This window comes from Hymenobacter sediminis, from assembly GCF_003231285.1.
In the GTDB taxonomy this organism is placed as follows: domain Bacteria; phylum Bacteroidota; class Bacteroidia; order Cytophagales; family Hymenobacteraceae; genus Hymenobacter; species Hymenobacter sediminis.
Genome location: NZ_QKNS01000007.1, coordinates 58,620 through 81,736, shown reverse-complemented (window position 1 = coordinate 81,736; position 23,117 = coordinate 58,620). Strand labels below are relative to the sequence as shown.

The window sequence follows — 23,117 nt, the reverse complement described above, 5'->3', positions numbered from 1 at the left end:
TTATTTGAAAAAGTAGAAGTAGATCGGCATGGCGGCGAAAGCAGCGCACACGATGATCGAGAAGCCATAGCCAATGTACTTGATGGCTGGCGTGTACTTGCGGTGGGTGAGGCCTAGCGTCTGGAAGGCGCTGCTAAAGCCGTGCAGCAAGTGATAGAGCAGGGCTACTTGGCCTATCACGTAGAGCACTACGTAGAACGGGTTCTTAAAAGCAGAAATTACCAGAGCGTAGGCGTCCTCGTTACCGTTAGCGTCGCGCGGCACATCGGTGAAGCGCAGGGAGCCGAAAAAGTTGTAGAGGTGCACTATTAGGAAGAACAGCACGATGCTACCTAGAAGTGCCATGCTGCGCGAGTGCCAAGAACTATTCTGCTCAATGTGGTCCACTACATAGCGCTGGTTGCCACGGGCGGCGCGGTTCTTGGCGGCCAGCACCAAGCCATCATAAATATGGAAGCCGAAGCCCAATACCAGCACGATTTCCATCGTCCGGATCAGGGGGTTGTGGCCCATAAATTCGGAGTAGGCATTAAAGGCTGCTCCATTATCGGCGTTGAACAGCTGCAGGTTACCAACCAAGTGTACTACCAGGAAGGTGCAGAGAAACAGGCCCGTTACGGCCATCACGATTTTACGGCCGATGCTACTGGAAAAGGTTTTTGTAATCCAACTCATAGAGAGCTACTGAAGGGGTGTGGGTAGGTCAGTTGTAACGGCCAAAGGTAGCCCCCAACCTAGTAGGAAACAATCTGAATAAGGCTTCGTCGTTAGAGTGAATCTATACCCAGCCGGCTCCGTTAATACCTTGGCCGACTTCCTAACCCAAATGCAGTAGTATTTGTTAGGTTCTAGCTGGGTTTTTCCTGAACTTCCCATTCCTTCCTCTCCGCCTACCAATACGCTGACTCTATGAATCTTCCGCTACTGAACCGCCCGGTACGGCATCTGCTGGCCGGGCTACTATTGCTAGTAGCCTGGCTAGGAGCCGCCTCCTCGGCCCACGCCACTCACTTACGCGCCGGCGACATACAAGCTACCGTGGACCCCGCTGATCCAAGGAAAATCAACTTCCGGCTGGTACTCTACATTGCTTTGGGCCAAGACGTGGCCAATGAAGACGTTGTGACTATTTTCTACGGTGATAATACGTCCAGCGGACTGAGAGGTATTCCGGTAACCAGTAAAACGCCCTTAGGTCCGGGCCTGCAGCGCAACATCTTCGAGTTTAGTCATACGTACAACGCGCCGGGTTCTTACCGGGTGAGCTATGTAAGTGAGAATCGGGTCCGGTCGGTGGTTAACCTATCCAACTCCGACCAGCAGTCCTTCTACATTTACACGGATATTATCATTGATCCGCTGATAGGGATAAACCGTTCGCCGGTGCTCACGGCGCCTGCTGTTGACCAGGCCAGCCGTCGGCAGGTGTTTCTGCACAATCCGGCTGCCTTCGATGCCGATGGCGACTCGTTGTCTTTCGAACTGGTACCAAGCCAAGAAGCTGGCACGATTCAGGGCACCATTGACCGGCGCAATGTTATCATTGCCAATACGGTTCCGGGCTTCCGCTGGCCCAATGACCGCTCTTTCGGAGGACGGCAGGTTCCCTACAGTGGCCCGCCAGCAGCTGTTGAGAATGGAGAAGCCATTTTCACTATGGATCCGCGTACTGGTCAGATTGTCTGGAACTCGCCAGAGGTCACCGGTGACTATAACATAGCATTTGTAGTGCGCGAGTGGCGCCGGGTGCCCGGCGTGCGGGCGCGCCTGATTGGAGAGGTAGTAAGGGATATGCAGATTACCGTAACGCCCAGCAACAACCTGCGGCCTACCCTGATTGTGCCTCCTGACCTTTGCGTTATAGCTGGCCGCCCGATTCCGCCGGTGGTAGTGACGGCTACTGACCCTGAAAACAACCGTATTCTGCTGGAAGCCTTCGGGGGGATATTCCCGCCGGCTACCTTCGTGCAGAATTCCCAGGGGCCGCCTACCGCCCGCGGTACCATGAATTGGACTCCTACCTGCGCCAATATTCGCTCCGATGCCTACCAGGTGCTGTTCAAGGCTACCGATGTGCCTACCAGCGGAACGCCGCTGATTGATGAGCGGTCGATGCGGATTACGGTAATAGGGCCGCCGCCCGAGAACTTGCGGGTGACGCCGGTGGGCAATACTGCCCGCCTGGACTGGAGCAGCTACCTTTGCCAGAACCCCGGCGCCCAGATCCGGGTGTACCGGCGGGAGGGACCCAGCGGCTGGACGCCCGGCGAGTGCGAAACGGGTATTCCAGCCTCACGAGGGTACACGTTTATCGGCAGTACCAACGTAGGAAGCCAAACTTTCCTGGACGACAATAGCGGCCGGGGACTAGAGCGCGGGAAAAACTACTGCTACCGCATTTATGTAGAGTTTGCCCGGCCGGCCGGTGGGGCCAGTATTGCATCCAATGAAGCTTGCTTGGAAGTAGTAGGTCGTCCGGCGCGATTGACCAATGTGACGGTGGATCGTACCGATGTTACCAACGGCCAGATTACCGTGAAGTGGAACAAGCCAACCTCCACACCTCCTTTTAGCTCTCCTAATGGCTACCGCCTGTCGCGGGCGGTGGGTCAGAACGCTACAGCTTTCACCCGCCTTAGCCGGGTATTTGGCCTGAATGATACCACTTGGGTAGATACGGGGCTGAACACAACGGAAAATGCCTACAGCTACCGCTTGGAATTTTTCCGGGTAGCGAGTCCCGGCTCCCGGGACACCATTTGGGAGCGGCCCGCACCGGCCTCCAGCGTGCGGATTGAGGCAACACCAAATCCATTAACGAACAGCATCGGGCTGACCTGGACCTACAATGTACCGTGGGATAATTCAAAACGCCCCACTACCATTTACCGCCGCCTACCCAACGGCACGTTTACACCCGTAGGTAAGGTAACGGGCACTGCAACCGGTGGCACATTTACAGACAGAGGTACCACGGCTCAGCCCTTGGTGAAAGGCGAAACCTACTGCTACTATGTGAAAACAAACGGCACTTACAACGCCGCACTAGCTGACTCGCTGATCAACCTGAGCCAAGAGCAATGCGTGTCACTGCTACCCATTCCGTGTACGCCAATCCTAACGCTTAAGCCAACAAACTGCGACAGTTTGGCGAGCCGCCTGTTCGATTTGCCAGCTACTTCACCCGTTGACGGAGAAATCTATAATAACTACCTCAGCTGGACACTCAGCAATGAACCAACGGCTGATTGCAGCCGTGACATCGTTTCGTACATCATTTTCTACGCCCCCAACGACACCGAGCCGCTAAAAGAACTGGCTCGGGTACCTGGAACTCAAACCACGTACATCCACCAGGGCTTACGAAGCGCGGCCGGTTGCTACGCAGTGCAAGCCATTGATGCCAACCGGGCCGTGAGCGCCCTGAGCAACAAGGAGTGCAAGGATAACTGTCTACTGTTCCTGCTGCCCAATATCTTCACCCCGAACGGAGACGGCAAGAATGACACGTTCCGGCCCAAGGTGTTCAGCCCCATTGAGCGCACCGTAGTGAAAATCTACAACCGCTGGGGTACGAAGGTCTACGAAAGTGATAAGGACCCGCTTATCAACTGGAGCGGCGGAAACACTAACGCCGAAATAGGCTCAGGTACTCGTGTTTCGGAAGGCATGTATTTCTATCAGGCCGAGGTTGAGTTCAAGGACATTAACCGCACCAAGCGCACATTTAAAGGCTGGGTGCAGATCAACCGCTAAGTATCCCTCAGTCTAAAAAAGGCGGCCGAGCTCCACAGCTTGGCCGCCTTTTTTGATGTACTATGCTTTCTTTGGCCTATGAACCGACTTGCTCCACTTTTTGCGCTGCTCTCCGTGGCTGCCTGCACTTCAACAAATTCAGCTTCTACCACTGCTCCGGCTTCTGCTGAGCCTACCAGTGCTACTAATGCAGCAGCCACTACCGAGGCCCAGGCTACTGCTTTGGCCAGCCGCTATTTCCGCACCCAGCCCGACTCGGCCGTGTATCAGCTGCAAACCATGACGGTGGTTGATGCCGGCACCAGTTGGCAGGTACTGGTCAAGCGCTCCGATAGGGTAGGAATAAAACCCGATAACGCGGCCGTGAACGTAGATAAGCAGACCGGCCAGGTAACCCGGGTGCTAGTAAAATAGCGGCTCTGGGCCAGGCTGCCTGCTTTAGCTTTGGGCATTCCGGCCGATTTGTGCAGCTTGCGCACTTGTTTTTCCACCCTTGCGCAGCCTACTGCCGAAAGGCAGTTTGGCTGCTGTATATCTGAACTGATGAAAGCAGTTATTTTTCCCGGTCAGGGTAGCCAGTTCAGCGGCATGGGCCGCGACCTGTACGAGCAGCACCCCGAGGCTAAGCGCCTGATGGAACAGGCCAACGAAATCCTGGGCTTTTCCCTCACGGACGTGATGTTCAGCGGTTCCGATGAGGACCTGCGCCGCACCGATGTTACCCAGCCCGCCATCTTCCTGCACTCCGTGGCCCTGGCCGCCGTGCTCCCCGACTTAAATCCAGCTATGGTGGCTGGCCACTCCCTAGGCGAGTTTTCGGCGCTGGTAGCCGCTAAGGTACTTAAGTTTGAAGACGCCCTACGCCTGGTAGCCCAGCGCGCTCAGGCCATGCAGGCCGCCTGCCAGGAGCAGCCCGGCACCATGGCTGCCATCCTCGGCCTCGACGATGATACTACAGCCCGCATTTGCCAAGAAATTAGCGCGGGTGGCAACGTGGTAGTGGCCGCTAACTATAACTGCCCTGGTCAGTTGGTAGTGTCGGGCTCCCAGCGTGGCATTGAACTGGCCTGCGAGCAGCTGAAAGCGGCAGGTGCTAAGCGCGCCCTACCCCTGCCGGTAGGCGGAGCCTTCCACTCGCCCCTGATGCAGTCGGCGGAAGCGGCCTTGGCCCAGGCCATTGCGGGTACTACCTTCTCGGCTGGCATCTGCCCGGTATACCAGAACGTGGACGCCGCCCCTCACACCGACCCCGACGAAATCCGGGAAAACTTGGTGCGTCAACTCACGGCCCCTGTACGTTGGACCCAAAGTGTGCAGCGCATGGTAGCCGATGGTGCCACCGAGTTTGTAGAATGCGGCCCCGGCAAAGTTCTGCAAGGCTTGGTGAAGAAAATTGCGCCAGAAGCGGCTGTGAGTTCGGCACTCGTATAATTCAACTTTATACTGAAAAAGCCTGCTAGTTTTTGCTAGTGGGCTTTTTTGTTAATTTTCCTTGCCTTAAAATATAATGAATACCTAAAATGACTGGAACTGTAAACATAGCAATGCAAGTTTTTTAAAATATTATCCCTTTTGGCGGAAGTGGTATGTTCTTTAGTATGCCCTAGAACAGTAAATACAACGAAATATAGATAATCAAATTGTCTATAGAAAATGCAAGTGCCTTGCATAGTATTCTTATGTAAAAGGTTGTGTCTATAAATGATGAATAATAAAATTTAAATGTAGGAGACTGTATAAGACTAATAGTCATAGGTTGTATAATGCAATATTATTAAAAATTACGACGGTATGATTAATCATAGTGATATAAAGTAGATAAAAAATCAATTAATAATTATGTTACAAATATTGATATTTAAGTTAAAAAAGAATGTAGTTGATTCTTTTAATGATGTGTTTTTAAATTGTGATAGTAAGTTAATTGGCACGCTTCACCTCTAGCATATTTGTATAATTTTCCAGCAATTCTGCTGCCGTCTTTCCTAACCTTGGGTGCACGACAGCGCTGCTATTTCAGTAGGTAGTACTAAGCAAAGCGGCTCTCCGGTAGATATACATCACTTTCCTCTAGCCCTGGATGAGAATGGCGTCATAGTGAGCGTTTCTATTTTGCCTATAACATCTCTAGGCAGGTGCAAGATCACTGAAAGGAGCATAGTCATCCATCAGAAGCTGACTGCCGCCAATGATATAGCCGTACACGACGGCACCCAATTGACGCGTACCAACGCCAAATGGGATCTATTCGTTTACGCGGCTTGCATGTCTTACAGGCCCCATTACCAATGTTCGAATGTATCGTAGCAACACGTTCAAGGTACTGCTTACTTTCATGCCGCAACAGGAAATCTTATCTGCATACTGGACCTGCTCAACACCACCGCCATATGGTTTCTTACTAGGTTTCCCATGATAACACAATGATCAGCTTAAAAAAAGGTGGTCTAAGTCATGACTAAAAGCCCAATAGAGGCTCTGTTGACTCGGACGTAAAGAAAGAATTTACGTGTTTTTTAACTGATTGCTACCTCCTACTTCCCTATCCACCCCAACCCGGCAAACTGATCTAAGATGGAAGCACGGCTACCTTAATAGGTTGTGTATTAGCTGTATAACCATGACTGATATGCTGTTTATCTGCAGTAATGCACTATTTTTTTCCTAGCAATTTCTGATAACTTACCTAACAAAGCTAGCTGCTCACGACATCTGCAGTGTGCTTGTTTACACTTTCTTGTGCTGAGAGTAACTTAGACGATGAGTGACTCCCGCCCCTGGCAATTTTATTTCCAATAAGCAGGTAGTCTACTACCAGCCAGTCCGCTCCTTTTCCACCTATTGCCTTTCTGCCAATAGCCCTTCTCGAAGGGTAAGGCGTCGGTGTACCCCAATACTTTGATCTGCACTTTCTTTTTTCCATTCCAACCTATACCCTATGAAAACCAAAACACCTCTACGCTCTCTATTGGCCAGCTTGCTAGTAGGCGTACTTCTGCTCAGTAGTATCTCTGCTCGGGCCCAGTTCAAGGTTATCGGCTATTTACCTTCTTGGACAGGGGATGTGAACAGTGTCCAGTATGATAAGCTCACCCATATCAATTACGCCTTTCTGCTGCCTAACGCTGACGGCACGCTCCGCCCTATTGACAACCCTGCTAAGCTGCAAAGCTTGGTTTCCACCGCCCACGCCCGCGGGGTGAAGGTGCTGATTTCGGTAGGTGGCTGGATGAATGATGGCAGTCCAACGGAATTTGCCTCCATCGGCAACAATGCCACCTACACCCGCAACTTCGCTACAAACCTCATCAACTTCGCTAACCAATATGGGCTGGACGGCATTGATATTGACTGGGAACACCCGAACGCCAACACGGCCGGCGGCTACGCGAATGTGATGCAGGAATTGGGTACCCAACTGCACAGCCGGGGCAAGCTCTTGACAACGGCTGTGGCAGGAGGCACCTGGGCTGGCCCCGCCATCCTGGACCGCGCCCTCGCAGCCTTGGACTTTGTAAATGTAATGGCCTACGACGACACGCCCCCGGCCCACTCCACCTATCAGCTGGCTTCACAGTCGCTGGGCTATTGGCGCGGGCGTGGGCTGCCGGCGAGCAAGCTGGTGCTGGGCGTGCCCTTCTACGGTCAGGCCGGCGGCGAGACGTTTGCCTCGCTCGTGGCGCGTGGTGCCGACCCCAATGCCGATCTGTTCCAAGGTATTGGCTACAACGGCATTACCACAATCAAGAGCAAAACTAACTTGGCTTTTGACCAGGGCAGCGGCATCATGATTTGGCAACTGGCCGGCGACGCCACCGGGGCTAACTCCCTGCTTACTGCTATCAACCAGGTGGTGCAGCAGCGCAATCCGGCTAGTAGTGGCGTGGCAACCTTCTATAAAGACTGCAACTACACGGGCACGGCCGTAAACCTGCCTGCCGGCGACTACACCCTAGCGGCACTGCAGGCCCGGGGTATCCTCGACAACGACGTCTCCTCGCTGAAAGTGAACAGCGGCTACGAGGTAGTACTCTACGAAAACGACAACTACAGCGGCGCCGCCCTCACGGTGGGCAGCGCCGGCAATACCTGCCTGGTAAACAACCCGCTCGGCACCGGCAACTGGAACGATAAGGCCACCTCGCTACGGGTGCGCACGGTTACGACCACCTCGCCTTCGTTCAGTGTAACGTTGCAGGCCGAGGCCGCCAACGTGAACAACGGCATGACGGTGGAAACCTGCTCGGAAGGCGGCCAGAATATGGGCTTCGTAGATGCTGGCGACTACCTCGTGTGGAATGGCATCAACTTCCCCACCTCGGGCACCTACACCATTGAGTACCGGGTAGCCAGCGGAGCTGGTGGCGGCACTATTTCCTCGGACCTAAACGCCGGCGCTGTTCAGCTGGGTAACAGCACGATTCCGGGCACGGGCAGCTGGCAGACCTGGACCACCGTTTCCCGGACCGTAACCATCAACGCCGGCACCTACAACTTCGGAATCTATGCCCAGACGGGCGGCTGGAACATTAACTGGGTACGAATCAGCCAGGGTAGTAGGGCGGCAGCAGTAGCAAGCAGCTCTAGTCGGCAACCGGCAGAAACGGTTGCCCTTGACCTTTACCCTAACCCCGTTACCAACGAACTACTCATCCGCTCCAGCCAAGACTTGACTGGTAGTCGCTACGAAGTAGTAGACGCGCAGGGCCGCGTGTGGGCTACGGGCGCTGGACCGGCTACCCGACTCAACGTGGCCAAGCTACCGACTGGCATCTACACGTTGCGTCTGAGCCTCCAGGGCCGCACTCAAATCACGAAACGGTTTGTGAAGTAGTCAGATACATACAAGCATTTTTTCAATGCCCCCGGTCCAAGCAGGCTGGGGGCATTTTGGTAGCGTACAACCCGCTGCAGAAAGCCATCTTCGCTCTCAGCAGATCCTACAGAAAGGTGGGTTCTTTATGCGCCTCACTAGCGGCAGGTGTGGGCTTAAACTAAGAGCTAATGTCCATAGCCCCAGAATTTGCAAGCTCACAGAGTAAAGGTACTTTATTGATAATCGCAAGCAGGTCTAGTTTATACTCTTGCGTATGTGAAATGACAGACAATATCTATTCATCAAGTTTGATCATATAAGTACCTGCTACAATTTCAGTTGGTCCTATTGGATATCCCTTTGAGAGCGCCAATGACCTGAACAGCGTGCCATTTCAATCCCAGGTTGTCTGTTTGAAGGCATCAATGGCTCCAATTTCTGGCAGGGCAACCTTTTGTATTTTAGGTGCGGGTAGCATTTCGCTAGCTAGTATCTTGCAAAGATTTGACGGCTGAGGTTGGCCGCCTTGTTTCTCCGCATTATTCTATGAATAAACTATTACGCTACCCGATCCTGACCTTGTCACTATTGGCAGCTGTACCTACGCTGGCGCAAACAACTCCTGCCAGCTCTCACTCCAGGCTAGCGTACACTTCTGCATTTGAAGAGGCTGCTTTGGCTCCCAAAACGCCTAGCACGGAACGAGAGTATCTGGCTCAGTTGCTGGCAGTGAATCCTGCCAGCACAAACGCCGAACTCCAGCAAGCAGAGCAGCGCTTAGCTGAATTCTACGCCCAGCTTGATGCTACCAAGATCAGCGCAAAGCCTCTGGCCAAGCAGGTACGCAGCATTTTCGAACTAGCCCACCAGCGCTTTCTGACTAAGTACGAAGATGCAGCCACTTTTGACCGTACTGTGCAGAGTGGGGTGTATAACTGCGTGAGTGCTTCGGCTCTGTATGCTCTCATCTTCGAGCATTATAAGCTACCCTATGCTATTCGCCAAAAGCCAACTCATGTTTACCTAGTAGCCGACCCCCAGGCCAGTAACATCATGGTGGAAACTACGGCCCCTACCTTCGGTTACTTCCTACCCGATGCCAAGTTTAAGAAGGCCTATGTAGACTATTTGGTTGAAGGCAAGCTCGTCAGCCAGCAGGAGGTTCAGCAGCAGGGGCTTGAAGAAATATTCAAGCAAAAGTTTCAGGCCGACAAGACTATTTCGCTGCCTCAGCTTATTTCATTGCAGTACTACAACCAAGGCGTACTGGCCCTGCAGGCTGGCGAGGACGAGAAAGCTCACTCTGCCCTGCAAAAGGCAGAGAAACTGTATCCAGCTACCGAAACCAAATACCTGCTCACCCAGAGCCTAGCTGCACGCCTGCAGGGCAGCAACTATAACACGCTGGAGGATGTGCAGTTGCTGACTGAATTCTACGCCCGCCAGCCGGCCACTAAGTACCGCGACGAGTGCGTCAGCAACTTTAAGGGAATGACGCAGAAGTTTTTACTTGAGCGCGGCGACACGGCTCTTTACCGCCGCGTGTACAGTACGTTTATGGGTAGCGTCGCCGACTCGGCTACGCGCCACTCGCTTTCATACGTGTACTACATGCAGCGCGGGCGCATGTTGGCCCTTCAGCAGCATGGCCAGCAAGCTATTTCTCTATTATTGCAAGCCTTTCGCTTCAACCAGTCTAGTCCCGAGCTACAAGGGCTCATTTCAGCTGTAGTACAGGATGAAATCAATGTGCATCGCAACTCGGTAGGCTTGCTGCAGCGTTTGGATAAGTACAGCACCGACTACCCGTTCCTGCGCAACAGTGGGCCTATGCGCCAAGCCTATTTATATAGCTATGGCCGCGCTGCTTACGACGCTTTTGTAAGCAATAAACGCACCGAGGGCAAGAAGTACCTGACCGCCTTCGAGCAAGCTTATGCCCGTAAGGATGCTACTATTGATCCGCCAATCGTGGCCACAATTTATCTAATGGCTAGTGTGGCTGCAGGTAAAGCCAATGACTTAGCTGGTGCTCGGGCCTATGCTAAGAAAGGACTCACTTATGAACCTACAAATCCTGAGCTTAAGCGCATCGCCGCAATGCACTAGCTGACCAATAGTTGCTCTCGCCTGCTGTTTTGGCAAGGGTAACTCCTGAACCATCCTGGTAGCTGAGTTGTCAGTTGGACTATAGCGGCCGATGAGGTTGCTGACTCTGCTTTCTAGAGCGGCTTTCTGAGGAAGGTATATTCTTGATATATACAGCATTCTTATTCCTTTCTTACATAGGCACCATAACAGATGAAGCTTACTCTTGTCATCACGGCTGCACTGCTGACCTGTACAGTGCAGGCGTTAGCCCAAAGTGCGGCCCCTGCTACCGCATCGCGGGCAGCAGCTGATCAAATCGCCACCAAACAAGGACCGCTTACGGTGCAGCCAATCACGCACGGTAGCGTGGTATTTACTTGGAACGGCAAAACAATTTATATAGACCCGTACGGCGGGACACAGGCCTACGCCGGGGTAGCCGCGCCCGATGTAATTCTCATTACCGACATTCACGGCGACCACCTGGACCCCAAGACGCTGGCAGGCCTCTCCGTCGGCAAGGCTTTGCTTGTGGTTCCCCAAGCAGTGGCTGACCAACTACCGACCGAGTACAAAGCACAGACGCGCATTCTCAGCAACGGCCAGCGGCTCGATACACTAGGCCTACGCGTGTCGGCCGTTCCGATGTACAATCTGCCCGAAGTAGCCAACTCCCGGCATCCCAAAGGCCGAGGCAATGGCTACGTACTGAACCTAGGTGGGAAAAGCGTATACCTGTCCGGCGACACGGAAGATATCCCTGAAATGCGTGCCTTGAAGGGTATTGATGTGGCTTTTGTGTGTATGAACCTACCCTACACCATGGACGTGCAGCAGGCCGCGCAGGGGGTGCTGGCTTTTAAACCGAGCATAGTATACCCGTACCACTACCGGGGGCAGAATGGTCTGAGCGACGTCGAAAGCTTTAAAAAAACCGTGAATGCGGCTAACAAGAAAATTGACGTACGGCTACGTAACTGGTACCCGGATGCCCAGTAAAATAACAATGTCGGCCTGTGAGCAGGATAATGTCTGATATTAGCTTGGCTTAATCTAGTTCTGCTCTAGCCGAACATAGAGATCAGCTAGAGCTTCCATTTAAGCATTATTTGCTACTAACGTCAACACATGAAAAACCCTTTTCAGAAGTGTTACCTAAAGGCATGCGCGTAGATCATGTTTCTTAGCTTTGTGCAGAAGAAGGCCGCATGCGATTGGTCGAACCGGTTGGCGGCGCGGGCCAGTAGTGACTACGCCACAGGCTTACAGGGCTTGATAGCCTCGCTAGAAGAGGTAGCTGATTTAGTAGCATCCCTCGTATCAGACCGGACAGCGTAGTTGACTGCCACCGAGTTCATGATTGACGGAAGGCACTATCCCAACAGTGTATTCAGTGAGTAACCGCATAAAGTTAAATCAAGGCTTTTGCCCAATTCGTTGCTCTAGCATTTTGACGAAGTAGCCACCTACCACCGAGCGTGCCTGGAAGCCAACCTGCTTAGCGTCCGTGGTTTCGTGCCAATCGGTTAGCGGCACACGGGTAGGGGAGTCGTTGGCGAACTGCCAGACCGGCCTGATCAACGCCTGGAAATCAGCGGGGTTGTTAGCCATGGTAGCCGTCCACATAATCCAATCCGACTTCGTGTAGGTCTTGCGGCTATCCAGCGGCAGGCCGTAGCGCTGCTGCTTGGTGAGGTAGTAAGCTATTTCCTGTTGGGCTATTTCTTTCGGAAAAACGTCCAAGCCGAGCAGCTTATCCCATACCAGATTGTACTTCTGGCTCCATGAGCCGGAAGTTTTATCGAAGGTGAGGGCGTAGTGGTCACCTGTTTTTGACATATCTACCCAACGTTCAGCATACTCGCGGGCTAGGGCTGTGTACTCGTCGGCTGTTTTTTGGTCGCCTAACTGCCGGGCCATTTGCCCGTAACAAGCAATACCCATAATAGCCTTCACCGACAAGTTAGCATTGCGGGCCAGATGTCCGGCAAAGTCATCGGTGCTGAGTTGATTGGCCGGGTCAAAGCCGTCGCGCTTCAAGAAGCCTACCCATTTGGTAAGCACGGGCCAATGCTGGCGAGCAAAGTCGGGCTTGCCATCCATCTTCACAACAGCAGCCGTCAGGATGAGCATGTTACCGGCTTCTTCCACCGGCATGTCCTCGCCGTATTTTTGGTCGTTAGCCAGCGGATAAGTGCCTAGGTCATGGGCCGGAAAGTCTTTCTTCCAGCGTCCCGATTCGCTATAGTCGAAGATGAAGCGGAGCAGTCCCTTAGCCAACTCATTGTTGTACAGCAGAAAGAGAGGGGCTGAGGGGTAGGTAACGTCAACGGTGCCAATGAAGCCTCCGGAGAAGTTTTCCTTGGAAAACGTTAGTACTTCTCCTTTCGGTCCGGCCACAATTTTGTGGGCGGCAATGGTCTGGCGGTATGCTAGCTGACAAAGATCGGCGTACTCTTTGCCCCCGGCCGCCTGAGCATCAGCGTACATTTTCTTATCGAAATCAGTGCTTTTCTGGCGGAGGCGAGCGTAGTCGGCCTCGGCTACTTGCAGCACTTTGGGCATGGTCGTGGCTGGGTCGCGCCGCCACCAGCCGCGCAAGTTCTGGCCGAAGTACTGCACCGAGTAGATGTCATCGTAACCAAGTAGCAAGTGACGCTCCGTAGCTTTATTTACCGCTCCCAGATCGAGGACTGCCGCTAGAACCAAGCGTTGAGCTTGGCCGCTGAGTGGCTTGGTAGCGGCGGTTAGGGAGCCACTTTTCGCGAAGGCGCTTCTTAGCGCTTGGGGCTCTCCCGTGGTAAGCTGAGCTGGGGCGGGGGCAGCCAAGTAGGCCTGACCCCAGTCAATGCGGGCGTTATCGCCAGCCTGACCGAGCACGGCTTGGGTTTTCGTGCCTACTGACTGCCAGCTTAGGGGGCCAGCTTGGCCAGCGTGGGTCGTGACGGGTTGATAGCCTGTGTTGGTAGCTAGGTTTCCGCCCTCCGTGAACATCACCTGTACGGGGTGGGCCTTGCCGTCGGTGGCAGTGGCAGTAAACGTGATGTAGCTCACGGGGCGAGCTACGGTTTCGAGCTCATCGAGCAGCAGCGGTGAGAGAAAGTTTACGGTTAGCTGTACGGGCCCAGCCATAAACTGATACGTGGTCTGAGTTGCTGTTACCTGCACGCTGGTCTGCTGGGCACTGGGTAGGGCCGGCGGCTGGGGTAGGGCTTCGTATAGACCGGCATCCAGGTACTCACCGCCCACATGGCTGTTGGCGTGCATAGCCAGCACGTTCAGTCCCTTGCGCAACGATTGCCGGGCCGCGGCCGGCACATCGAAGTACTGATAGCGGCCATTGGCCCCGGGCTGACGCGTGAGCAATACGCCGTTTAAATACACCTCAGCCCCGTCGTCGTGCTGCAGCAGCACCTTGAGTGGGCCGGAAGTGGCTGGGTTAGCAACCTGCACTAAGCGGCGTACCCAAATGTCTCCGCCTTCCCAGTTGGTACCGCGGAGGGTTTTGTTGTCGGTAAAGGGCGCAGGGCCCGTTCGCCAGCCTGTTGCCGCAAAACCTGGTTTTTCCCAGCCGGGCACTGGCGTAGTCAGCGTGTATTGCGCCGTATAAGGCTGCTCCTGGACCGTGGTAATTACGGCCCGGTATTGCGGAGCAGCCTTGCCTAGAAACTGGTAGGCTTTGCCGTCCACGCGCACTATACCTTCCAAGCTTTGTTCCTCGCTAGTCCAGTGCCGGGTGGGAGCGGCTGTAAGCGTGTCGTTGAACGTCCACACACTAAAGAAGGGGTCGTGGGCAATGAGTGGGTACGCAGGGGGGCGTAGCGTTTGGGCCAGCAAGCTGCCGCAGTTTAGACCTGCGGCCAGTAACAGAGATAAAAATCCTTTCATGCTTGGGGGAATTGAATAAGCGTGCGAGGAGGGTCTCGCACGCTTAATGGGCCACAAAGGGAAGCCCTACTCTGATCAATAAGGAGTGCCCTTGTCCTGTCCGATTTACCGCTACCTTAAGCCAGCAGCTGCGGTTTTTCCTGGTAAACTTTCCAAAGAAACTCGCCAAAGAGAGTATTCGCCCAGGCGAACCAAGCCCGCGTGAACTTGGTCGGATCATCCTTGTGGAAGGCTTCGTGCATGTAGCCAGTGCTGGCGTGGGTAGCGCGCAGGCTTTGCACGCAGGTCCGGATTTCGGCGTCGTCGCTGCTGGTTAGTCCGCGCATTGTTATGGCAATGGGCCAGATCATATCTTGTCCCACGTGAGGCCCCCCAATACCTTCCGCTGCACGGCCTTTAAAGAAGAAGGGATTGTTTTCGGATAACAAAAACCGTCGTGTGTTCTGGTAGATGGGGTCTGTCGCCGGAACGGCTCCCAAATAAGGTAAAGCCAGCAAGCTGGGTACGTTGGCGTCGTCCATGAGTACTTGGCTGCCAAAGCCATCTACTTCGTAGGCGTAGATCTGGCCGTGTTGCGGGTGGTTCACAACTGCATGTTTGCGTAGCGCCGCTTCTACTTCATCGGCCAGGGTTTTCAGCTCTTGCGCTGTTTTCGTGTCCTGGGCCAAGGCAGTAATCATTTCGCTGGCCTGACGCAGGCTCACAACGGCAAAGAAGTTGCTCGGTACCAAGAAAGAATAAAGCGTAGCATCGTCGCTGGGGCGAAACGAGGAGCAGATCAACCCCACCGGCCGGACGGGGTAGCCATAACCGCTCATAGGCTGAGTATCGGTAGCAATGGCCGTTTCGCGCTGAAATTTGTAGGGCCCCAGGCTTTCCTTGCGCTGCTGCTCCCGAAACGTTTGCAGGGTAGCACGAATGGCTTGCTGCCACTGGGCATCGAAGGGGGCGGGGTCGTTGGTTTTCTTCCAGTAGTGATAGGCCAGACGAATGGGGTAGCAAAGCGAGTCAATTTCCCACTTGCGCTCGTGCACGCCCGCCTGCATCTGAGTCATGTCCGACTTCCACTCCCCGACCTTCGTGTCGTCGCCGTAGAAGGCGTTGGCATACGGATCCTTCAGAATGCAGCGCGTTTGCCGGTTGATAACGCCTGCTACCAGCTGCCGCAGTTCTTGGTCTTTCCCTAAAAAGTTGAGGTAAGGAAAGACCTGCGCCGAGGAGTCGCGCAGCCACATGGCGTCGATGTCGCCCGTGATGACGTAGGTATCGGGGCGGCCCTGGCGGGTGGAGTAGGTAACCGTGGTATCGAGCGTGCTAGGGAAACAGTTGTTGAACAGCCAGCCCAACTCCGGATCTTTTACTTTCCGCTGAAACTCCTTGATGGCAGCCTCCACCGAGCGGCTACGGAACCGCCGCTTAGCTTCCGCAGGACGCACCACTGGGAAACTAGGCGCTGCGGCTAGGGAGTGCTGGGACAGGAAAACACTGGAAGTTAGAAGAGAAACGTTTCGGACAAAGGCTCTACGATTCATAAGGAAAGGAAGGAAAAGCGCGCGTAAATGTTGGTGGGTTGAGGCTTAGTTGGTTGGCAAGGGGTAGGGGGCGCCGGGTTAAACGTAAGCGTATTTGGCCTTTAGTATAGCAAAGCAGGCAAATTCGGCTTTAATCGGGCCTCACCGATAGCATAATCTGCCACAGGTGCGGGTTAGGGCTGAGTATGTAAAGGGTTCACTGTGCAAGCGGGGGTAGGGAGTGCCCCGGTGAGGTTTACTTGGTCACGATTTCCAAGCGGCCGCCGGTACGAAACAGGCCATGATCCACGAAGTAGCCCTGGTTGGTTTTCCCGTTTGCCTTGATCGTGCTTAGCGTGCGGCCGTTGCCTTTCTTTTTCACAGTAAACACTTTGCCGTTATCGGTTTTCCAGCTGACTTCGTCGAAGAGAGGCACGCTGACTAGGTACTTGGCGTCGGCGGCAGAGTAGGGATACAAGCCTGTGGAGGTAAACACATACCAGGCCGACATTTCGCCCGCGTCGTCCATGCCGGAATAGCCCAGGCCATCTTTGCCCATGCCGTAGAACTTATCCATAATTTCATCGAGCCGGCGCTGCGACTTTTCGGGCTTGCCGATGAAATAGTAGGAAAACGGCGTTTCGTGGTCAGGCTGGTTGCCGTGGCAGTACTGTCCGATAAAGCCGGACACGTTCCGGGCAATGTGGGCAGGGTTCCAGGGTACCGTGAACAACGAATCCAGCTTGGCTTCGAAGGGCTTGGGGCCGCCGTATAAGGCAATCAGGCCGGGCATATCGTGGGGCGCGAAAAACGACACCTGCCAGGCGTTGGCTTCCCGGTACATGTACTCGTAGTAAGGATACTGCGGGTTAAACGTTTTAGCCCAGGTGCCATCGGCCAGGCGGCCCCGCATAAACTTGGTACCCGGGTGGAACAGGTTCCGGTAGTTTTTCGAGCGCGCCATCATGGTCCGGTAGGTGGCGGTATCGTTCAAAATCTTCGCAACCTGAGCTACGGCGTAGTCATCAAAGGCATACTCCAGCGTTTTGGATACGCCGGCTTTATCCTTAGTTTCTACTTCCGGGTTTGCTACCTCGGCGGTAGAGATGTAGCCTTTCTGGATGTACTCGGAAATATGAGGCCGCGCACCTCCTTCCAGGTTAGCGTTGCGCAGCATCAGCTGGTACACGTCCTTCAGATCGAAGTTGGTGATGCCCCGCTGATAAGAGCCGGAAATCAAGGCCGAGGCATGGTCTCCGTGGAAGAAGGTAGGTAGGAAACCGGTTTTGTGGCCCACGTCCTGCATGGACTTAATAACATCGGTGGCTACCTGGGGCGCGAGCATCCCGATTAGCAGGTCTTTATTGCGGTAGGTGTCCCACAGGGAAGGCTCGGTGTAGTAATTGAAATCGGCCTTCACCACATTGCCTTTCGCGTCGCGGTATTGGCCGTTCTGGTCGCTGCGCAAGGCCGGCCACAGAAAGGAGCGGTACAGGCAGCTGTAGAATAACTGCTTCTGCTTAGGCGTCCCACCCTTCACTTCTACCTTCGAGAGCAGGCCTTCCCAGGTTTTTTCGGCTTGCTGGCGCACTTGTTCGAAAGAGCGGCTGCCAATTTCCTGCTCCAGGTTCTGCTTGGCATTCTGCGCGCTCACGAACGATATTCCGATTTTGAGCTCCACTGGCTTGTTGCCACCATCGGGCAGGCGCAGCACGGCCAGCCCATCCTTGGTGCCTTGGCCTTGCACTTCCAGGTCCTGCAGGTTCTCGCTTAGCTCTCCGTAGAAGTACACCGTCTGGCCGCCGGTTTCCTGAAAGCCTTGCACGGCAGCCGTACCGGCTTTTTCTATCTTCCAGTTCGTTACCCGCTCATTGGACTGCCCCATCTTGAACACGATACGACGGTTGGCAGGCTCAGTGTAGCGGTAGCGGTGGAACCCGCTGCGCAAGGTAGAGGTGAGCTCAACCTGTACCCCGTAATCCTGCAGGGTAACACCGTAAAAACCAGGCGAGGCCTTTTCAGTGGTCTTGCTAAAGCGAGACGAGTAGCCCCTAGCGGCGGGTGCCGTTCCCGAAACCGGCAAAACTGGTAAGTGGCACAGGTTCCAGTGCCCTTTATTGGTGTGGGCAAAGCCGTAAATAACCGAGTCTTCGTAGTCGTAGCCAGCCCCGGTGTGAAACTCCGTTATGGGGCTGAGCTGCACCATCGCATTGGGCAGTGAGCTTCCTGGAAACACTAACCCGGCCCAAACGCCGCGCCACCCTTCGGGGGGAGCATAACCAATAGTTTTCGGGTCATTGAGCGGGGCCGTGCCCATAAACGGGTTGGCGTACTGCAAGTAGCCATTTGAGGACTGGTGGCTTGCCGTTTGGTTGGTGTTCACCGGTGGGGTAGTCCTGGTGCAGCCGCAGGCACACCAGGCCAGTAGCACGGCCAAATAGCTTTTGGGTTTACTCATTAGTTAGGAGTACAGGTGGGGTAGGAGGGGGCTAGCTTAGCGAAGCTGCCATCAAGTTGGTTCGGTTAAGCGCACTACCGACACATTCGTTTTCCTGCGTTGCAATCAAGTCATTCCAGGGAAAACGGGCGTGGCTGACTACTTTATTTCTTTACAAAGCGTTGTGATAGGCGGTGCACGCCGCTGGACCAAGAAACGATATAAACGCCAGGAGTCAAGGCCGAAACATCAAGCGAATCGGCATATGTATGGTCGGCAATTACGACTTGCCCCAGGGAATTACAAACTCTAACATTGCCGCCTGCAAGTTTACGGTTGGCTTTCAGGCTCAAGCGGTTCACAACAGGGTTCGGGAAAACCATGAAATCAGTTGATTTTGCGGTAACGGGGCTCGTAGTAGCAAGCGGCGTATTCGTTACTTGGGCAACCCGTAGGATGGCGGCGGCGGCGCAGGCTTGGCCCATCATGTTTACCGAGGCCGGGAACAGGTAGCGGCGGTCCTGGTTCCAGGTTCCGTCGGAGTCATTATAGGAGCTGGGGTAGTAGCCTAGCTGGTCGCGGTTGTAATCAATGAGGTAATCTACAATGTTGCGCGCGGCGTTGAGCCACTTAACGTTGCGGTCTACTTCGTAGAAATCGACTAACATCTCAACTATGTCGCTGCCCCCCCAGAAGGATATTTCGCTTACTCCCTTACCGGGCGTGTACCACTGCTTCAGGCAGGCGTCGGCCATTACCTTGGCATCGTCGAGGTAGCGGCTGTCGCCAGTAAGCTGATAGAGCTTGAGGGCTAGCTGAATATTGGGCGTAGTCTGATATGCTCGGTAGCCGGCCCCGTTTTCGCCGTGCCCCGTCAGGCTCCACCGGTTGTTCTCGTAGAAAGAGTACTGGTTGAGCAGGTTAGTTGTCCCGTCACGCAGCTTCCAGTTTACATCATTAATCTTGTCGTAGTAGCGCTTGGCAATGTCCAGGTACTGAGGGTCGGAGCTGTTTTTGGCAATCAGGGCGCAGTGAAGTGCCGGCAGAATGGTAGCCTGGGAGTAAAACTTGCCCCAGCCCAGCTCACTTTCCTTTTGCGGCACTCCCCAGTTGGCGTCGCGCGCTTTCAGGCAGTAGTTAAGCCCAATGAGGGAGCGAGTATACAGGTCCGTTTCATTGGGCAAAACCTGTTGATAGGCATCCATGAGTGCCAGCCCCACAATGGCGTTATCGTCATACAGCGGGTCAGCACCGGGCACTATGTCGGAGGCATACTTACCGTTCTGCAGGTATTTGTCGAGAGCATAGGCGTAGGACTTAAGCCGCTCCGTGTACTTGGCCGGGTTTGCTAGCGCCCCGTAGCGCAAGGCCCGAAGCATGTGGGATGCCGGCCAGACGTAACTCGCACCTCCGCGCTCCACGATGACCTTTTCGTTGCCGTCAATCCGCTCTACATATAGATTGTTGCTGGCGTTGTAAAACTTGGTGTTCAGCTTATCCAAAATCGCCTCACCGGCAACCTGGTATTTGTTCTGGCCAAAAGCCGTTGCGGCTGTAAGCAGACAACTGGCGGCTAGCAGCGCTAGGCGCGCTGTAGTAAAAAGGGGGGTAGAGAAGTACTTCATTGGAGTGGGCGCTAGAAGGTGAAGGCAGAAAGTCCAGCCAACAGGGGAATACCTGGGGCTGGTAAGAGCAGTTATTGAGCAAATGAAACTATTTATTTTTCGTTTTGCTATGAAACGAACATTTTAATTATCAATATTGGCCGCATCAAGCTGGAGTTGCTCTCCGTCAGTCAGCTCTTAGGTGAGCATGCAATCAGCTGCCCTATCACGTTTTGAACCGGAATTCTTGCCCCATTTACTGACAGGCACTACCGGTTTTCTTTTCTCTTATCAACTCTCCATCCTATGCGCTCCTCCAACTATGACAAGTTTCCCTACGTGTCGGTATCGGCCCAAGCGGAAGCTTGCCACATCGGGTGGCCCGCCATTACTGAAGTGCTGCGTGCGGCTTTAGAGGCCGCGCCCCTTGTTCCCGACTCTCCCCTGGTACTCGCGGTAGAATGCTACCCCGGCACTGATCTGAAACTGTTACAGCAGCAGCTGGAGTCAAACTTGCCCGCGGATCAGTACCTAGTAGCCGACGACTACTTCCGCAGCCCCGCAGAAATTGACCAGCTGGTTGCCGGTCCGCTTACCGATGACCCCGTTTTTGGCCGGCTAAATGGATTGACGGTAGCCGATTTTTTCGATCCGGCGCGGCTTCGCCAGGCGCAGCAGACCCTGGCCGCAGCAGCTGGCAAGCTCGTAGTGGTACTCGGCACCGGGGCTACCATACTCTGCCCTACCCCCGCCCTAACCGTATATGCTGACCTAGCCCGCTGGGAAATTCAACTGCGCCAGCGGCGAGGCGAAATTGCAAACCTGGGCAGCGACAACTTTACCGAGAAACCCAGCCTCAAGTACAAGCGGGCCTTTTTCGTGGATTGGCGGGCCGCCGATCGGTTGAAGAAGCAAGTGCTGCCCCGCGCCGATTTTCTACTGGATACCAACAACCCTACTGAACCTAAGCTTATCCGGGGGGCTGACCTGCGGGCCGGGCTGGCAGCGGCCGTGCGGCGCCCATTCCGGGTAGTGCCTTTCTTTGACCCCGGCCCGTGGGGCGGGCAGTGGCTGCGCGAGGTGTGCGACCTGCCCGATGGCCCAGCCAACTATGCTTGGGGCTTTGACTGCGTGCCCGAAGAAAACTCTTTGTTGCTAGGCTTTGGAGAGGCGCGGGTAGAAATTCCGAGCATCAACCTGGTCTTTGCTCACCCCCGGGAGCTGCTGGGGGAAGCCGTGCACGGACGCTTCGGTACCGAATTTCCCATCCGCTTCGACTTTCTCGATACCATGGGCGGTGGCAACCTCTCCCTGCAGGTACACCCCCTCACGGAATATGCCCAGGACCAGTTTGGCCTAGCGTACACCCAGGACGAAAGCTACTATATGCTCGCCGCCGAACCGGACGCGGTAGTGTACCTGGGGCTGAAGGAAAACGCGGATGTTCCGGCCATGGTGGCTGATTTGCAGCGCGCCCAGGACGATAGCACGGCCCCTTTTCCGGCGGACAAGTACATCAACGAGTTTCCGGCCCGCGCGCACGATCATTTCCTGATTCCGGCGGGCACCATTCACTGCTCGGGAGCCAATTCTATGGTGCTGGAAATTTCGGCAACTCCCTACATCTTCACATTTAAGCTGTGGGATTGGGCGCGCATGGGCCTTGATGGCCGGCCCCGGCCCATTCACCTCACCCACGGCGCGGCCAATATTGCATCTGACCGTACCACGTCCTGGGTAAGCCAGCACCTAGTCAACCGCGTAGAGCCGGTGACCAGTGGTTCAGGCTGGCGGGAAGAGCGCACAGGCCTGCACGAGCGGGAGTTTATTGAGACCCGCCGCCACTGGTTTACAGATGTAGTGCCGCATCATACCCAGGGCGGCGTGCAGGTACTCAACCTAGTACAGGGCAAGGAAGCCATTGTCGAAAGTCCCAGTCAGGCCTTCGAGCCCTTCGTGGTACACTACGCGGAAACGTTTATTGTGCCGGCGGGGGTAGGAGCTTATACTATTCGTCCTCATGGTCCGGCAGTCGGTACGGAATGCGCCACCCTGAAGGCCTATGTGCGAACCCAGGCGTAGGAAAGCCCTTCGTATTTGGCAGCTACCTTCACCTGCTAATGGACTTTTGACCCCGACACTATTATGTCTGAACTAGCAACTCCGGATAATGCGGCCGCTGCCCGCGCCCAAGTCATTGTTGAGAAACTGCTGCACACCGGCACGGTAGCCGTTGAGGAGCTGGCTACCCTGTTTGGGGTTTCGGTAGTAACCGTGCGCCGCGACCTGATGGAACTGGAGCAGCAGGGCCGACTCAGGCGCACACACGGGGGCGCAGTGCCCCGAGAGCCGCTGCTGTACGAGCCCTTCCGGTATAACTCCAGCTTCCACGATCAAATTGACCGCAACCTGGCGGAAAAGCGTCGCATCGGGCTAGCCGCCGCCGCCCTCATTCAGCCCGGCGAAATTATCTCCCTGACGGCCGGCACCACCACCACCCAGGTTACGCGTAGCCTCCGCTCAGGGGCCAACGTGACGGTCGTTACCAACACCGTTAACGTGGCCATGGAGCTGAGCCACCGCCAGGATGTGCGCGTGTTTGTTACGGGGGGCTTTCTAACGGGTGGCTGGTTTTCATTAGTGGGACCCGCTACTGCCCAAGCTCTTACTCAATTCTTTGTCGATAAAGTTTTTATCGGCGTCAATGGCATTGATGCCGAAAAGGGCCTGACCTCCCTACATCCCGAGGAGGCCGCCGTCATTCAAGTGATGCTCCGCCAGGCCAAGCGGCGCATTGTAGTCGCCGACCACACCAAACTCGGAACGGTTGCCCCTTCATTGATCTGCCCCCTCACCGAGGTGCACCAGCTTATTACCGACACAGGCGCCACCGAAGAGCAAATAGCTCCCTTCCGCCAGCGTGGAATTGAGGTGCTGCTGGTATGAGGCCTATAGTAGAGTAACATAATCCGTTCGCGTGTTCCCCAGCCCGCGCGGAGAGGAGGTAGCCCCAG

The 23,117-nt window shown here is 54.8% G+C and carries 13 protein-coding genes; 8 read left to right on the top strand and 5 right to left on the bottom strand.

The genetic code is table 11. The features are described 5' to 3' along the window. Entirely contained in the window at window positions 1–675 is a 675-nt protein-coding gene (locus DNI29_RS17920) for a succinate dehydrogenase cytochrome b subunit (protein WP_110979515.1), read from the bottom strand. A 234-nt stretch (window positions 676–909) separates the two neighbouring features. Between DNI29_RS17920 and DNI29_RS17915 the strand changes: the two genes are divergently transcribed. From DNI29_RS17915 to DNI29_RS17890, 6 genes are all read left to right on the top strand, one after another. Continuing rightward, window positions 910–3,756, top strand: a complete 2,847-nt coding sequence (locus tag DNI29_RS17915; RefSeq protein WP_110979514.1) for a T9SS type B sorting domain-containing protein — start codon at window positions 910–912, stop codon at window positions 3,754–3,756. A 78-nt stretch (window positions 3,757–3,834) separates the two neighbouring features. Further along, complete coding sequence (locus DNI29_RS17910) at window positions 3,835–4,170, top strand: hypothetical protein (protein ID WP_110979513.1); 336 nt, start codon at window positions 3,835–3,837, stop codon at window positions 4,168–4,170. Window positions 4,171–4,299: 129 nt separating this feature from the next. Beyond that, window positions 4,300–5,187: an ACP S-malonyltransferase gene (fabD, locus tag DNI29_RS17905; protein ID WP_110979512.1), complete on the top strand. Its 888-nt coding sequence runs from the start codon at window positions 4,300–4,302 to the stop codon at window positions 5,185–5,187. 1,507 nt (window positions 5,188–6,694) lie between these two features. After that, window positions 6,695–8,590 carry a glycosyl hydrolase family 18 protein gene (locus tag DNI29_RS17900; protein WP_110979511.1) on the top strand — a complete coding sequence of 632 codons (1,896 nt, stop codon included), beginning with the start codon at window positions 6,695–6,697 and terminating at the stop codon, window positions 8,588–8,590. A gap of 528 nt (window positions 8,591–9,118) precedes the next feature. Continuing rightward, window positions 9,119–10,681: a hypothetical protein gene (locus DNI29_RS17895; RefSeq protein WP_123823309.1), complete on the top strand. Its 1,563-nt coding sequence runs from the start codon at window positions 9,119–9,121 to the stop codon at window positions 10,679–10,681. 192 nt (window positions 10,682–10,873) lie between these two features. Continuing rightward, the gene (locus tag DNI29_RS17890) at window positions 10,874–11,662 is read left to right on the top strand and encodes an MBL fold metallo-hydrolase (RefSeq protein ID WP_110979509.1); all 789 of its coding nucleotides are present in this window, start codon (window positions 10,874–10,876) and stop codon (window positions 11,660–11,662) included. 417 nt (window positions 11,663–12,079) lie between these two features. On the opposite strand, the gene DNI29_RS17885 is transcribed toward DNI29_RS17890, so the two are convergent. The 4 genes from DNI29_RS17885 to DNI29_RS17870 all read right to left on the bottom strand — a co-directional run bounded on the left by DNI29_RS17885 (window position 12,080) and on the right by DNI29_RS17870 (window position 20,124). Continuing rightward, a complete protein-coding gene (locus DNI29_RS17885; RefSeq protein ID WP_110979508.1) occupies window positions 12,080–14,551 on the bottom strand; it encodes a glutaminase family protein in 2,472 nt (823 codons plus the stop codon). Window positions 14,552–14,667: 116 nt separating this feature from the next. Beyond that, window positions 14,668–16,083, bottom strand: coding sequence for a glycoside hydrolase family 125 protein (locus tag DNI29_RS17880; protein ID WP_110979507.1), 1,416 nt, complete (start codon window positions 16,081–16,083; stop codon window positions 14,668–14,670). Between the two features lie 235 nt (window positions 16,084–16,318). Continuing rightward, entirely contained in the window at window positions 16,319–18,520 is a 2,202-nt protein-coding gene (locus tag DNI29_RS17875; protein ID WP_110979506.1) for a GH92 family glycosyl hydrolase, read from the bottom strand. A gap of 143 nt (window positions 18,521–18,663) precedes the next feature. Continuing rightward, window positions 18,664–20,124, bottom strand: coding sequence for a T9SS type A sorting domain-containing protein (locus DNI29_RS17870; RefSeq protein ID WP_110979505.1), 1,461 nt, complete (start codon window positions 20,122–20,124; stop codon window positions 18,664–18,666). 285 nt (window positions 20,125–20,409) lie between these two features. Here DNI29_RS17870 and DNI29_RS17865 point away from each other — a divergent pair, with 285 nt between their 5' ends. Further along, window positions 20,410–22,185, top strand: a complete 1,776-nt coding sequence (locus DNI29_RS17865) for a class I mannose-6-phosphate isomerase (RefSeq protein WP_110979504.1) — start codon at window positions 20,410–20,412, stop codon at window positions 22,183–22,185. A gap of 63 nt (window positions 22,186–22,248) precedes the next feature. Next, window positions 22,249–23,049 (top strand): DeoR/GlpR family DNA-binding transcription regulator, encoded by an 801-nt coding sequence (locus DNI29_RS17860; RefSeq protein WP_110979503.1) that lies wholly within the window; start codon window positions 22,249–22,251, stop codon window positions 23,047–23,049. The last annotated feature ends 68 nt before the right edge of the window (window positions 23,050–23,117 follow it).